The 13730-nt window shown below is 73.6% G+C and carries 11 protein-coding genes; 5 read left to right on the forward strand and 6 right to left on the reverse strand.

The features are described from left to right. Positions 1-107 precede the first annotated feature (107 nt). Together ACFYPN_RS25710 and ACFYPN_RS25715 are read right to left on the reverse strand one after the other, a co-directional pair. Positions 108-1574 (reverse strand): M1 family metallopeptidase, encoded by a 1467-nt coding sequence (locus ACFYPN_RS25710; RefSeq protein ID WP_389301332.1) that lies wholly within the window; start codon positions 1572-1574, stop codon positions 108-110. A gap of 165 nt (positions 1575-1739) precedes the next feature. After that, a complete protein-coding gene (locus ACFYPN_RS25715; protein WP_389301335.1) occupies positions 1740-2381 on the reverse strand; it encodes a heme-binding protein in 642 nt (213 codons plus the stop codon). A gap of 475 nt (positions 2382-2856) precedes the next feature. Between ACFYPN_RS25715 and ACFYPN_RS25720 the strand changes: the two genes are divergently transcribed. From ACFYPN_RS25720 to ACFYPN_RS25730, 3 genes are all read left to right on the forward strand, one after another. After that, complete coding sequence (locus ACFYPN_RS25720) at positions 2857-4167, forward strand: sensor histidine kinase (protein ID WP_389301338.1); 1311 nt, start codon at positions 2857-2859, stop codon at positions 4165-4167. Continuing rightward, positions 4164-4904: a response regulator gene (locus ACFYPN_RS25725; RefSeq protein ID WP_389301342.1), complete on the forward strand. Its 741-nt coding sequence runs from the start codon at positions 4164-4166 to the stop codon at positions 4902-4904. The genes ACFYPN_RS25720 and ACFYPN_RS25725 overlap by 4 nt, the downstream gene beginning before the upstream one ends. 100 nt (positions 4905-5004) lie before the next feature. Beyond that, positions 5005-5502, forward strand: a complete 498-nt coding sequence (locus tag ACFYPN_RS25730) for a hypothetical protein (protein ID WP_389301345.1) — start codon at positions 5005-5007, stop codon at positions 5500-5502. Between the two features lie 57 nt (positions 5503-5559). On the opposite strand, the gene ACFYPN_RS25735 is transcribed toward ACFYPN_RS25730, so the two are convergent. The 4 genes from ACFYPN_RS25735 to ACFYPN_RS25750 form a co-directional block, all read right to left on the reverse strand. Further along, positions 5560-6207, reverse strand: coding sequence for a pentapeptide repeat-containing protein (locus ACFYPN_RS25735; protein ID WP_358759528.1), 648 nt, complete (start codon positions 6205-6207; stop codon positions 5560-5562). A gap of 126 nt (positions 6208-6333) precedes the next feature. Beyond that, positions 6334-6816: a GNAT family N-acetyltransferase gene (locus ACFYPN_RS25740; protein WP_358759439.1), complete on the reverse strand. Its 483-nt coding sequence runs from the start codon at positions 6814-6816 to the stop codon at positions 6334-6336. A 193-nt stretch (positions 6817-7009) separates the two neighbouring features. Further along, a complete protein-coding gene (locus ACFYPN_RS25745; RefSeq protein WP_389301348.1) occupies positions 7010-10249 on the reverse strand; it encodes a TIM-barrel domain-containing protein in 3240 nt (1079 codons plus the stop codon). A 259-nt stretch (positions 10250-10508) separates the two neighbouring features. Then, positions 10509-11468 carry an aminoglycoside phosphotransferase family protein gene (locus tag ACFYPN_RS25750; protein ID WP_389301351.1) on the reverse strand — a complete coding sequence of 320 codons (960 nt, stop codon included), beginning with the start codon at positions 11466-11468 and terminating at the stop codon, positions 10509-10511. A gap of 35 nt (positions 11469-11503) precedes the next feature. On the opposite strand from ACFYPN_RS25750, the gene ACFYPN_RS25755 reads away from it, so the two are divergent. Together ACFYPN_RS25755 and ACFYPN_RS25760 are read left to right on the forward strand one after the other, a co-directional pair. Then, a complete protein-coding gene (locus ACFYPN_RS25755; protein WP_358759444.1) occupies positions 11504-12202 on the forward strand; it encodes a rhomboid-like protein in 699 nt (232 codons plus the stop codon). 65 nt (positions 12203-12267) lie between these two features. Next, positions 12268-13689, forward strand: coding sequence for an FAD-dependent oxidoreductase (locus ACFYPN_RS25760; protein ID WP_358759446.1), 1422 nt, complete (start codon positions 12268-12270; stop codon positions 13687-13689). Positions 13690-13730: the final 41 nt, after the last annotated feature.

The raw sequence follows: 13730 nt of genomic DNA on the forward strand, positions 1-13730 counted from the left end.
CCGCCCGCGCAGTGGGCGCACCACGCTCAGGGCCTCTCCCGCGCACGCGGTGGAGGCCCTGAGCGGTCCGGCCTGTGGTCCGGCCTGTGGTCCGGTCAGCGGTCCGGTCAGCGGGCGGGCAGATCCGGAGCCGTCGCGTCGGCCGGGCGCCCGTCGCCGTACAGCCACACCGACCAGAGCCGGGACAGGTCCAGCCCCGTCGCCTTCTCCGCGTAGGCCGTGAACTCCTCCGTCGACGCGTTGCCGTACCGGTGGGCCGTGGTCCAGCCCCTGAGGAGCGCGAAGAACTTCGCGTCGTCGTCCACCGCGAGCCGTAGCCGGTGCACGACCATGGCGCCGCGTCCGTACACCGGTGGCTCCGAGATCTCGGCGGCGGTCGGCGGTTCGGCGGGCGGGAAGGCCCAGTTCGCGTCGTCGGCGAAGGCATCCTCGAAGCTCTCCCCCGCGGGGGTGTCCCCGTGCTCCTCGCTCCAGAGCCACTCCGCGTACGTCGCGAACCCCTCGTTGAGCCACATGTCCTGCCAGTCGGCCGGAGTGACCGAGTCGCCGAACCACTGGTGCGCCAGCTCGTGGACGAGGAGACCGGCGGTCGGCGGGCCCGGGTAGTACGGCCGGTTCTGGGTCTCCAGGGCGTACTCGGAGTCCTCGGCCCGGTCCACGATCGCCCCCGCCGAACGGAACGGGTACGGCCCGAACCTCTCCGCCTCCCACGCCAGGATCTGCGGAACGCGCGCGAGTTCCGGCTCCGCCTCCGCCGCCACCCCGGGGTCCACGGCGGTGAAGACCGTGAGGCCGTCGCCGGTACGGGACTCCTCCGTACGGAAACGGCCGATCGCGACGGTCGCCAGATAGCTCGCCATGGGCTCGGTGGTGCGCCAGGTGTACGTGACGGTCCGGGCACCGGTGTGGCTCGTGCCGGTGTTGCCCGTGCCCGTGCCGCTCGTGCGGTGGGAGACGAGTTCGCCGTTGGAGACGGCCGTGAGCCCTTCGGGGACGGTGACCGCGACGGTGTAGGTGGCCTTGTCGCTCGGGTGGTGGTTGCCGGGGAACCAGGTCGGGCCGCCCGCCGGTTCGCCGAGGGCGACGGCCCCGTCCACCGTCCGCAGCCACCCCTCGTGGGTGCCGTCCGCGTCCGTCAGCGTCCGGGGCGCACCGGAGTACCGGACGACCGTCTCGAAGGTACGGCCCTTGCGGAGGTGGTCGGCCGCCTCCGCGTCGGGGCGGAGGACCAGCTCGCCGCCCGCCCGGTTCACGGCGGCGGGGCGCCCTTCGACGGTCGCCCCGGTGACGTCGAGCCCGACGAGGTCGAGGTGGAAGGCGCTCAGGTCCTGGGTGGCGCGGGCCGTGATCGTCGCCGTGCCCGTCAGGTGCCCGGCGCTCCGGTCGACGGCGAGCCGGAGGTCGTAGTGGGTGACGTCGTAGCCGCCGTTCCCGAGCTTCGGGAAGTACGGATCGCGCAGCCCCGCCGCACCCGGCGTCCCGGACACCCCGGCCCCCGCGCCCGTACAGGCCGAAGCGGTACCGCCGAGAACGGCGCAGGCGAGCAGCAGCGCGGCGACGCGCGTGGCCCGCACGGGCGCGGGGCACAGAAGGCGCGCGGCAGACTCGGGGAGCCGAGGAGCGGAGGGCCGGCGACGTGCGGGGGTGCGCGGTTTCACGGCGCCGATCCTATGTACCGGGCACGGGGCGGCCCCGGCCCCGCGCGGAGGCGGGCCCGGGGGCCGGTACAGGAGCGGGGGTCACCGGGTGAGGGCGGCGACCCCCGCGCGGGCGAACTTCTCGTCGAGGTCGCCGCTCGGGGCGCCGGCGACACCGATCGCCGCGACGGGGGCGCCCTTCAGCTGGACCGGAGCGCCGCCCGCGAGGAAGAGCGTGCCGGGGATGTCCTTCAGCGTCGGAGCCTGGTCCAGGCGCCCGACCAGCTCGGAGGTCGGGGCGTTCCAGGAGACGGCGGTGTACGCCTTCTTCTCGGCGGACCCGGCCGACTGCGGCCCGGCGCCGTCGCCGCGCAGGCTGACGATCGTGGTGCCGTTACGGTCGACGACTGCCACCGAGACGCGCTGGTTCTCCCTCTGCGCCGCGTCGAGCACGGCCTGGGCGGCCTTCGTGGCGGCGGCGACGGTCAGGTGGGTCGTCTGCTGGAGGTTCCGGCTCGCGGTGTCGGCCGAGGAGGTGACATGGGCCGCCGAGGCGGCCGAGGGAGCCGAAGCGCTGGCGGAGACCGCCCCGAACGTGCCCGCGCCCAGTGCGGCGGCGGCCACCGCACCGGTCAGGACCCGGGCCCGCAGCGAGAACCGGCGGCCTGCGGGGGCGGCGGCCGATGCCGATGCCGATGCCGTCAAGGACGATGCCGAGTGGGCGACGGGGGGAGTGACGTTCATGGCTGGTTCCTCCGGGTTCGTTGCGGCGCCCGGCCGGTCGGCGGTGGCGCTCCGGTATCGATGCTCCCGTCGGAATCCGGCCCGTACGGTCGTCGTACCGGCTCGCGGTCGGCTGCGGTCCGGCGGACTCGCCTGTCGGCCGTTCGGTTGATGCGGGGGTGCCCCGACCGGGTCACCATGGAGGGCATGGGCGCATCCGCCCAGCTCACGGCCTGTGCGGCGGCAGCCCGCCACACGGCCGGGAGCCCGACGGCGGCGAGCGCGAGGCAGGTACGAGGTGCGGCGGAGAACCGGACCGGCCCCGGACGGACCGGCGCAGGACGGCGGTCCGGCACACGACGGCGGTCGGGCACACGACGGAGGGTCGGCGCACGACGATCGGGCACACGACGGACGGCCGGCGCACGACGGTCCGGCACACGACGGACGGCCGACGCGCCACGGACCGGCGGACGACGGTTCGGCCGGGAAGCCCGTGGCGGGTCCGTCCGGCTCCGGGTCGTCCGTGGTGCGTACCCCCGACCCCGACGCCCGGTGGCTGGCGCTGCTGCTGCACGCCGCGTTCTTCCTGCTGCTGGGCGCCTCGCTCGCCCGGTTCCTGATGCGCCACCCCGGGGAGGCCCGTACCCCGTGGGTCGTCGGGCTCTCCGCGACCCTCGCCGTCGTCTACGCCCTGGGTCCGGTGCTCGGATCGCGGCCCACCCCACGCCGGTTCGCCTGGCTCGCGGGGCTCGTCGCCGTCTGGATGGTGCTGGTCGTCCTCGCGCCGAGTTTCGCGTGGTGCGCCGTACCGCTCTTCTCCACCGGATTGCGGCTGCTCCCGCCCCGCGCCGCGCTCGTCCTGGTCACCCTGCTCACCGCGTTCGTGGTGGCCGCACAACTGCGGCTGGCGACCGGCTTCGACCCGAACCTCGTGCTGGCACCGCCCGCCGTCGCGGCCGTGGCCACCGCCGTCCTCGTCCATGTGCGCCGCCAGGCCGACCGCCAGCAGGAACTCGCCGTACGGCAGCGCGAACTCATCGACGACCTGGTCCGGACGCGGCGCGAACTGGCCGCGACCGAGCGCCGCGAGGGCACCCTCGCCGAGCGCCAACGGCTCTCCATGGAAATCCACGACACCCTCGCGCAGGGGCTGTCCAGCCAGCAGATGCTGCTCCAGGCCGCCGAGCGCACCTGGGACACCGAGCCGGGCACCGCCCGCACCCATGTCCGTACGGCGGCCGGCATCGCGGCCCGCAACCTCGCCGAGGCGCGGCGCTTCGTCCACGACCTCGCACCCGCCGACCTTGCCGAGGGCGAGGGACTGGAGGCGGCCCTCCGCGCGCTCGCCGCACGGGCCACCGCGACCGACGGGCCCACCGTGCGCTGCCACGTGGAAGGCACGGCACGGAGACCGCTGCCGGACCGGGTGGAGTCGGCGCTGCTGCGCATCGCCCAGGGCGCTCTGGCGAACGTCTCCGAGCACGCCGGCGCCGCCACCGCCGCGCTCACCCTGACCCACCTGGACGACCGGGTGGTCCTCGACGTCGCGGACGGCGGCCGTGGCTTCGCCCCGGACACGGCGGCGGCAGGCGGCGAGCCACGCGGTACCGCGACCGGCCGGGGCCACGGGCTGCCCGCGATACGCGCCCGGGTGCGGCAGCTCGGCGGACGGCTCACCATCGAGTCGGCCCCCGGCGAGGGAACCGTCCTGTCGGCGGAGATCCCGCTGCCGGGCGCGGACTCCCTCCCTGCCACCGCGGGGACCACCCGCGACGAGACCGTCACCCCGGAGGAAACCGCATGAGCGCCCGTACGACCGCCCGTACACCCCCTCGTGCCGTACGCGTCCTGGTCTGCGACGATCACGCCGTCGTACGCGCCGGACTGCTCGCCCTCCTCGGCAGCGAACCGGACCTGGACGTCGTGGCCGAGGCCGGCAGCGGCGAGGAGGCCGTGGTACTGGCCGCCCGGCTGACCCCGGACGTCGTCCTCATGGACCTCCAGCTCGGGCCCGGCATCGACGGCGTCGAAGCCACCCGCCGGATCACCACCGGACCGGGCAGGGGCGGAAGCGGATCCGGAGGGAACGGACCCGGCGAGAACGGCGGCGCAGCGGGGCGCGAGCGCACGGCGGAGCGCGGCACGGGGCCCCATGTGCTCGTCCTCACGACGTACGACACCGACGCCGACATCACGCGGGCGATCGGGGCCGGAGCCACCGGGTATCTGCTGAAGGCGGAGCGCCCCGAGGAACTCTTCGCCGCGATCCGGGCCGCCGCCCAGGGCCGCACCACGCTCTCGCCGCCCGTCGCGGACCGGGTGATGGCCCGGCTGCGTACCCCTCCCCCCGCGCTCACCGACCGGGAGCGGGACATCCTCGGGCAGCTCGCCCGAGGGCTGGGCAACCGGGACATCGCCCGCGCTCTCTTCATCAGCGAGGCGACGGTCAAGACCCACCTGGGGCGCATCTACGACAAGCTGGGCGTCGAGACCCGCGCCGGAGCGGTCGCCAGGGCCAACGAGCAACGCCTGCTGCCCTGATCGAGGGCAGACGGCCCGGCATCCGCCCGGTGCCGCAGGTCACTCCGGTCCGGTCCCCCGGCCGTCCCGCCGCCCGCTCCCGGCATGACACCATCGAACCGTGCTCGACATCGGCTACTCCCTCTCGCGTCGCTTCCCCGACCCCCCGCAGACCGACTACCGCCGCGCGGACGTCCACGCGCTGCGGCACGACCTGTTCTCCGGGGACGTCTACCTCGCGGACACCAAGGCGGACCGCGAGGTGTCCACAGCCTGGGGATGGGTGCCGGTGCTCGACTTCGCGTGGGCGCTCTGCGACATCGTCGAGCAGGTCGACACGGACCCGCGCGGCAACCGTTCGCACAAGGAGCAGTACGCCGAGCTGGACTTCACCGAGTCCAGCGACCGCATGCTCTTCACGCGCCGGTTCGGCTGGGTGGACGTCGAGGCCGACTGGATGCACGCCGACGAACCGCCGCTCACCTTCAGCCACTCCCTGCTGCGCCGTGAGGCCCGCGACTTCCTCCAGGACCTGATCGCCGACCTCTCCGACATGCACGACGGCCTCGCCGACAACCCGGTGATCTGGGACCTCCAGGCGCGCTTCCCGCGCGTCTGAGCGTCGCGTATGAGCCTTACGTCCGAGCGTTACGTCTGAGCGTCAGGCGCGCCGGGCTCACGGCTCCACCCGGACCCCGATCTGCGCCGCGAACGCCGGGGCCAGCTCCATCAGCTGCACCGGGCTGATGACCGCTCCCGCGAGCCGTTCCACACCGCGGGCGATGTCCAGCTCGGCGGCCGGCCGCAGATCCACCGAGTCCAGGGTGGCGTTGCTGAAGTCGGCCCGCCGCAGCACGCAGTCGCGGAACTCCACCCGCACGAGGCGGGCGTCCGCGAAGTCCGGCTCGGCGAGCACGCACCCCTCGAAGACGACGTCGGTGAGCTTGGCCCCGCGCAGGTTCAGGTAGTCGATCTTCCCGCCGCGCACCAGCACGCGTTCCAGTACCGCCCCGTGCATCTGCACCCCGCCGAGGCGCGCGTCCACGATCTCCACGTCGCGCAGCGATGCCTCGGCCAGCTCGGTGGCCACACCCCGCACGCCGGTCAGCACCGAATCGAGGAACCGGGCGCGCACCAGCTCCGTACGGTCCAGCGCGCAGCCGTCCAGCGCGCAGTCCATGAACCGGGCGCCGCGCCCCGACTGGTCGGCGAGGTCCACGGAGGAGAACCGCAAGCCGTCGTAGTCGCCGTCCGCCTCCAGCTCGGCGTCCTCGTACGGGGTGAGCGGCGGCAGCCGTACCTCCGGCCGCCGCGCCGCCGCGATCTCCTTGCGCCTGCCGGTGGTGTTCTTCCCGGTGGTGCCCCTGCTGCTGTTCCTGCCCGCGCTCGCTGCCATGGGCCCATCGTGGCGTATGCGACCGACGGCCCCGCGCCCCACCCGGCCGACCCGCTATGCGGGCGCTCCGCCCAGCCGGCCCAGCGCCTCGTCCGTCAGCCGGTAGACGGTCCACTCGTCCTGCGGGCGGGCGCCCAGGGACTCGTAGAAGCCGATGGACGGGGTGTTCCAGTTGAGCACCGACCACTCCAGGCGGCCGTAACCCCGGTCCACGCAGGTCCGGGCGAGCTCGGTCAGCAGGGCCTTGCCGTGGCCGCCGCCCCGGCGCTCGGGGCGCACGTAGAGGTCTTCGAGGTAGATGCCGTGCACACCGCGCCAGGTGGAGAAGTTGAGGAACCACAGCGCGAAGCCGACCGTCTCGCCGTCCTCGTCGGAGACGGCGATGTGGGCGTAGGCGGCGGGCCGTTCGCCGAAGAGAGCCTCGTGCAACTGCTCCTCGGTGGCCTGCGCCTCGTCGAGCGCCTTCTCGTAATCGGCCAGCTCACGGACCATGGCGTGGATGGCGGGGACGTCGGCCGGGGTGGCGGTACGAATCATGGGGGCAGCGTAGACGGCACGGCGTGGACGGGGCCGGGGTGGTGGGGTGGCTGCCCGGTCGGCCGAGGGGCGGGCAGGGTCCCGCCGGGGCGGCGGACCGCGGCGGCCCCGCCCGTACCGCGGCGACGGAACGCCGGAGCGTTCGTCACCCGGTGCGCGCGGGGCCGCCGATGGATTCGGCCGCCGCCGGGCGTTACCGCACGGTCACCGTGACCGGCGCGTGCACGGAGCGGCCGGGGAGGGTGACGGTGAGGGTGTTGGTGGTGCTGTCCCAGCGGTACGCGTCGCGGGAGAGGCGCTTTCCGTGGACGGTGACCTCGGTGGGGGCGTGGGTGGTGCCGAGGAGGGAGAGGGTCCAGTCGCGGTTCTTGACCTGGCCCTGGTAGGAGCCCTTGGCGCCGGCGATCGACACGGTCCTGACCGAGCCCTTCTCCCGGTAGGAGACGGCTGTCGTCGCGCTCCGGCCCTTCTCCGCCGCCGTGGTGCCGTCGTCCTCGTACAGCGTGTACGAGCCGGAGGCACCGGAGGCGATGGAGAGGGTGACGTCGGTGAGCGGGTTGCGGTCGTTGTCGGTGACGTTCGCGGTGCGGGTGGGCATGACGCCGCCGGACTTGAGGAAGACGGGCATCGTGTCGAGGGTGGTGGTGACGACCTGCGTGGTGCCGCCCTGGTAGGTCTTTCCGGTGAAGTAGTCGGTCCACTGGCTGCCCGGCGGGAACCACACCGCGGTGGCGGCGCTCTCACCGGGGGTGGTCACCGGGGCGACCAGGACGTCGGAGCCGTAGAAGTACTCGCTGCCGGCCGCCGCGTAGGCCGCCGACTCCTCCGGGTACTCCAGGTAGGTCGGGCGGACGATCGGTACGCCGGTACGGTTCGCTTCCTCGGCGAGGGTGTAGGTGTAAGGCACCAGGTTCTCGCGGAGGTTGAGGAAGGCGTCGGCCGACGTGCGGGCCGCCGGGCCGTACTGCCAGGGCAGCCGGTCGCTGTGGTTGCTGTGCAGCCGGTCGACGGGCTGGAAGGTGCCGAACTGGACCCAGCGGGCGTACAGGTCGTCGGGGAGCTTGTTGGTGCCCGGCTCCGAACCGGTCAGCCCCGTGGTGTCGACGTGACCGCCGATGTCGTGGGTGATGGACGCCATCCCGGTCGCCGCCGACTCACCCGGGGTGTAGCCGACCTCGAAGCGGAGCGTGCCCCAGGTGGAGTGGGTGTCACCGGTGAAGTGGACGGTGGTGCGCTTGTCCGCCCAGGGACCGGTCGGCAGGGCCTGCTGGCCGCTGTACCCGCCGGCCTGGAGCGAGCCGTAGGCGCGGGAGAGGACGAAGCCGCGGCCGACGGCCGGGTCGGAGTCGTCGGCGTACCTCTGGTTGATCCACGCGTCCGGGGTCACCCCGGCCAGCGAGGACTGCGAGGAGTCGCAGCACCAGTCGAGCCACCAGAAGTCGACGCCCTGATGGTCCATGGTCCGGTGCAGGTCCATGTACGCCTGGAGCTGGTCCGCGTCACCGAAGTCGAAGACATAGCAGTCACTGCCGCAACCGCCCTTGACCAGCTTGCCCTTGGCGGTCGCCTGGGCCTGCGCGAACTGCGGGTCGGAACCCTGGATGCTCGGGTGCGTGTTGAGCGTGTTGTGCAGCCCCTGCGCCTCGGACCAGTCGAAGAAGCCCTTCGGGTCGGGGAACTTCGCCGGATCGATCTCCCAACCCCGCCAGGTGTCACGGGCCTTGAAGTCGGTGTCGGTCACCAGGACGTCGAGCGGTACGCCCTCCGCACGGAACGCGGGCAGGATCGTGTCCTGGTAGTCGGCGGCCGTCCGGTCGATGTACTCGGAGTACCAGACCCCGTAGGCCCAGGTGGGCAGCAGGGCGGGCGGCCCGGTCAGGGTGGCGAGGTCCGTGAGGCCCTGCTTGTAGGCGTGGCCGTACCCGAAGACGTAACCGTCCTGGTAGGGGGAGCCGCCGTGCCCGGGGCGGGGCCGGACCTTCTTCGACTTCAGGTCGTAGAGGGCGGACGGAGAGTCGTCCAGGAGGTACCAGCCGTCCTGGCTGAGCAGGCCCGGCGTGGTGACGGGGGTCCCCCTGTCGCCGTTCACGCCGTCCAGGCCCCGGCGGTAGCCGCCGAGCGCGAGGTGCGGCTGCGGCGCGGGCGACTCCGGGGAGGTCACGGAGAGAGTGTCCGCGTTGATGTGGCAGCTCGCGCCGTCCGGGCAGCCGAGGGTGATGTCGTTGGTGCCCGCCTCGAGGGTGACGGGGACGGTGGCGGTCTGCCAGTCGTCCCAGTCCTTGGTCGCGGGCAGTTCCAGGGTCGCGGTCGACGCGGTCGATCCCGCCGCCGAGCCGGTGCTCACCACGGAGGCGGTGCGCGTGCGGTGGAGCCCGTCGCCGCCCTGGCCGTTGGCGTACCGCACCCGCAGCGTGTAGACGCCGTCGGCGGGGACGCCCACCAGGTGGGTGGCCAGGCTCGATCCCTGGTTGAGTTCGGCGACGAAGCCGTTGCCCGCGTACCCCTGGTGGTCCAGGGCGCCGGTGGCGGAGCCGCCGAGCCGGGCCGACTCGGCCTCGCAACTCGTGCCGTAGAGGCAGTCCTTGATGGCCGTGGTGGCCGCGGAGGGGTACGAGTCGTCGTCGGCCGGGAGCAGGGCGACGCTGTCGAGGTTCACCGAACCGGAGTCCGAGGTGGTCCGGGTCAGCGCCACTGTGTGCGGCCCCTCGGTGAGCTTCACCTGCGCGGCGGCCCTGGCCCAGGTGTCCCAGTTCGCGGTGGCCGGCAGCTCCACCTTCTGCGGTGCGCCGCCGTCCACCGAGAGCGAGAGGGTGCGGGTCTCCGTCTTGCCGTCGCCGCCCTGGGCGTTGGCGTAACGCAGGGCGAAGCGGTAGGTACCGCTGGTCGTGACATCGATGTCAGTGGAGACGGAGCTGCCGGTCGCCTCGAAGCCCGCGGCGAAGGCGGCCCCGGTGTGGTCGCGGTGGTCGGACGCCGTGCCGAGACCTTCGAGGCGGAGGTCCTCCGCCTCGCAGAGCGCGCCGAGCGTGCAGACGAGCCGCTGCCAGGGGGCGGCGGTCACCGGCTCCTGGCCCGCGTCGAGCCGGACGGAGAAGTTCTTGGCGTCGAAGGCGCCGGAGCCGACCCGGTAGCGCAGGGTCATGGCGCTCGTCCGAACGGTCAGCCAGCCGTTCTCCGTCCGTGCGGTGTAGGCGGTCGGCGTGAATCCGTCCCGCCCGATCGCGTTGAAGGTCGGCTCGTCGGTGAACTTCCCGTCGCCCGCGTACTCGGTACGGACGAGGGTCGGCGAGAGGATCTCGAAGCGGGCGTCCCCGGAGATGACGGCCGGTATCCGAACGCCATGACCACCACCGGCGGTTGCGGTTCCCGCGCCGGTCAGGGTTGTTGACGCGGCCACGGCCAGGGCGGCGACGGCACCCACTCTCCGGCGCACACGTGGACTTCTGCCACGGCTCTTCGATGCGGCTTTCACACCCAACTCCGTTCCTGTGGACACCGGACCACGGCTCGTCCTGCCGCGCGCCGACCACTTTTCTCACGTTGCACATCAACCACTCGGCATGCAGGAGAACACGACGTCTCGGGCGGTGTCCATAACGGTGCGCACTCCGGGGCGAGTTCGCGGGTGCGACGGACGGGCCGACGGGTGACCGACGCGGGAGGCAGTCGAGTCGCAGTGTGGTGACCGGCCGTCACCGGCCGAGGAGCCGCCGGGCGATCTCCGCGTGGTCCGGGGCGAGGATGTGCGCGCCCGACCTGCTGTGCCACAGCACGTTCTGCACAATCCGGCCCAGCGTCCACGCACGGGCCCGCTCCCGGTCGTATCCGGGGCCCAGTGCCTCGCTCAGGGCGTCGAAGCGCCAGAGGATCTCCTCGGGCTCGAAGCGGTTGTCGAGGGCCGGGAAGAGCTCGAACCCGGGATCGCCCGCCAGCGGCTTCGGATCGAGGGCGACCCACTCGTGCGCGCGGTCCGTGCCCGGCCGGCCGGCCAGGACGTTGTCGTAGTGCAGGTCCCAGTGGAGCAGCCGGTCGCCCGGTGCGCCGGCCACCTCGCGCAGGGCCGCCGCGCAGTCCGCGACCAGCCGCCGCTCCCGGTCGTCGGCGAGCGTGGGCAGGACGCGCGGCGCCTCCGCCAGCATCCGCGCCACCATGTCCGCGAGCGTGCGCAGCCCCTGCGGCGCGGGAACCGCCACCAGCCGGGCCAGTACCTCCCCGAGGACGCCCACCGCCTCCCGGCTGTCGGGGAGCGCCGAGAGCGGGCGGCTCTCGTCCAGGCGCTCCAGCAGCATCGCTCCGGTCTCCGGGTCGTGGCCGAGCAGCGCGACCGTCCCGGCTCCCGCCTCGCCCCACGCCCGCAGCGCGAGCGCCTCGCCCGCCGACTCCTCGTCCAGCAACTGGAGTTTGAGGGCGGCCGGGAGACCGTGCGGGAGGTTTTCCGTGAGCCCGCAGTGCGGCCCGTCCGCGTCCCCGGGGGACCGGACGACCGGGAGGACCAGCGCGCACATCCCGTACATCGGCGGGCCGTCGACGCGCAGCCCCCACTCCCGCAGGTAGCGGGCGGCCAGCTCCGGCAGGGCGTCGGTGAACGCCCGTCCGGCCGCCCCGTGGAACATGGTCTGGGTGGCGATCAGCTCTTCGGGGATGTCGATCACGCCCCCGATCGTAGGACCGTGCGTCAATCGGGACCATGGAGCGAAACCGCCCCGCAGCATCCGTCGCCTCCGCGATCGGCGGCTGGACGGCCCGAGCCCCGGGCACGTACGTCTGGTTGACGGTCCTCCTCGTCACCGCCCACCTGCTGGGTCCGCTGCTTCCGGCGGCCGAGGAGTTCGTCCGGCTGCCCGCGCCCACCGATCTGCACGCCCTCGGGGACCGCCCGTTCCGCATCGTCCTCGCCGGTCTGCTGTGGCTTCCCGAGGGCGGGCACTGGGTGCTCTGCGCGGTGCTCTTCACCGTCCTCCACGCGCCCGCCGAGCACTGGCTGGGGACCCTGCGGTGGTGCGCCGTGGTGGCCGTCGCGTACGTGCCCGCCGGGCTGCTCGCGGAGGCCGTACTGCTCTGGGCGGCACGCCACGGCCACGCGCCCCACTCCGCGGCCAACTCCCTGCTGTACGCCACCGATCAGGGGCTCGCAGGGGTCGCGGCGGTGCTCACGTACCGGCTGCCGCGCGTCTGGCGGTACGCGTACGCCTTCGCGGTCCTCGTCTTCTGCGGGGTCCCGCTGGGCGCCGGTCCCGACGTGACCGACCTCGGCCGCTTCACGGCGGCCCTCGCCGGACTGGCCTGCTACCCGCTGGTCCGCGGACCACGCGACCCGGCACGGCGTCCGGCCCATCCGCCGGGCGGACGCCGCCCCCGCGAGACGGGGCGGGCCCCGGCCCAGTAATCTCCCCGCATCGAGCGGCACTTCCCGTGAGTGCTGTCCCCCACGCACCTGACGGCAGAGGCAGCATGAGCAGCGACAGAACCGCCGGGTCCCGCCGGGACACCACCGACGGCGGCATATCGTTCTGGTTCGCCCAGGCGGGCATTCCCGCCCCGCGCGAGCCCCTGCCCGGCGACACCCACGCCGACGTGTGCATCGTCGGCGGGGGTTACACCGGGCTCTGGACGGCGTACTACCTGAAGAAGGCCATCCCCTTTCTCAACATCACCGTGCTGGAGGCGAAGTTCTGCGGGTACGGCGCCTCCGGCCGCAACGGCGGCTGGCTCTACAACGGCATCGCCGGCCGCGACCGCTACGCGAGACTGCACGGCCACGAGGCCGCCGTACGGCTCCAACGGGCCATGAACGACACGGTCGGGGAGGTCGTCCGGGTCGCCGCCGAGGAGAAGATCGACGCCGACATCCACCGGGGCGGCGTCCTCGAAGTCGCGTACACCCCGGCGCAGCTCGCCCGGCTCAAGGACTACCACTCCGTGGAGATCGCGTTCGGCGAGCGGGACCGGGTGCTGCGCGGCGCCCGCGAGACCGCCGAACGGATCAGGGTCACCGGCGCGGTGGGCTCCACCTGGACCCCGCACGGCGCCCGCCTCCACCCGGCGAAGCTGGTCAACGGGCTCGCGGCGGCCGTCGAGGCGCTCGGCGTCACCGTCCACGAGTCGACCCCGGTCACCGAAATCCGCCCCAAGCACGCCGTCACCCCGTACGGCACGGTCCGCGCCCCGTACGTCCTGCGCTGCACCGAGGGGTTCACCGCGAGCGTCAAGGGCCACCGGCGGACCTGGCTCCCGATGAACTCCTCGATGATCGTCACCGAACGGCTGCCGGCCGACCTCTGGTCCACCCTCGGCTGGGAGGGCCGCGAGACCCTCGGCGACATGGCGCACGCCTACCTGTACGCCCAGCGCACCGCCGACGACCGGATCGCCCTCGGCGGGCGCGGCGTCCCGTACCGCTTCGGCTCGAAGACCGACGACGACGGGCGCACCGCCCCCGCGACGGTCGAGGCACTGCGCCGGCTCCTCGTCCGCCTCTTCCCCGCCACGGCCGGGACCGCCGTCGACCACGCCTGGTCGGGGGTGCTCGGCGTCCCGCGCGACTGGTGCGCCACGGTCACCCTGGACCGCTCCACCGGCCTCGGCTGGGCCGGCGGGTACGTCGGCTCGGGCGTCGCCACCTCCAACCTCGCGGCCCGCACCCTGCGCGACCTGATCCAGCAGGACTCCGGGCAGGCGGGCCCCACCGAGCTGACCGCGCTGCCGTGGGTGAACCACCGGGTGCGCCGCTGGGAACCGGAACCGCTGCGCTGGCTAGGCGTCCACGGCATGTACGCGGCGTACCGGGCCGCCGACCGCCGGGAGACCGCGTCCTCGCGCGCCGACTCCGACCCGCTGGCCCGGGTGGCGGACCGGATCGCGGGGAGGCACTGAGCACGCGGCGCCCCGGTGACCTGCGCGCGCTACCGCCGCAG

This window comes from Streptomyces sp. NPDC005576 (genome assembly GCF_042871745.1).
Lineage (GTDB): Bacteria > Actinomycetota > Actinomycetes > Streptomycetales > Streptomycetaceae > Streptomyces.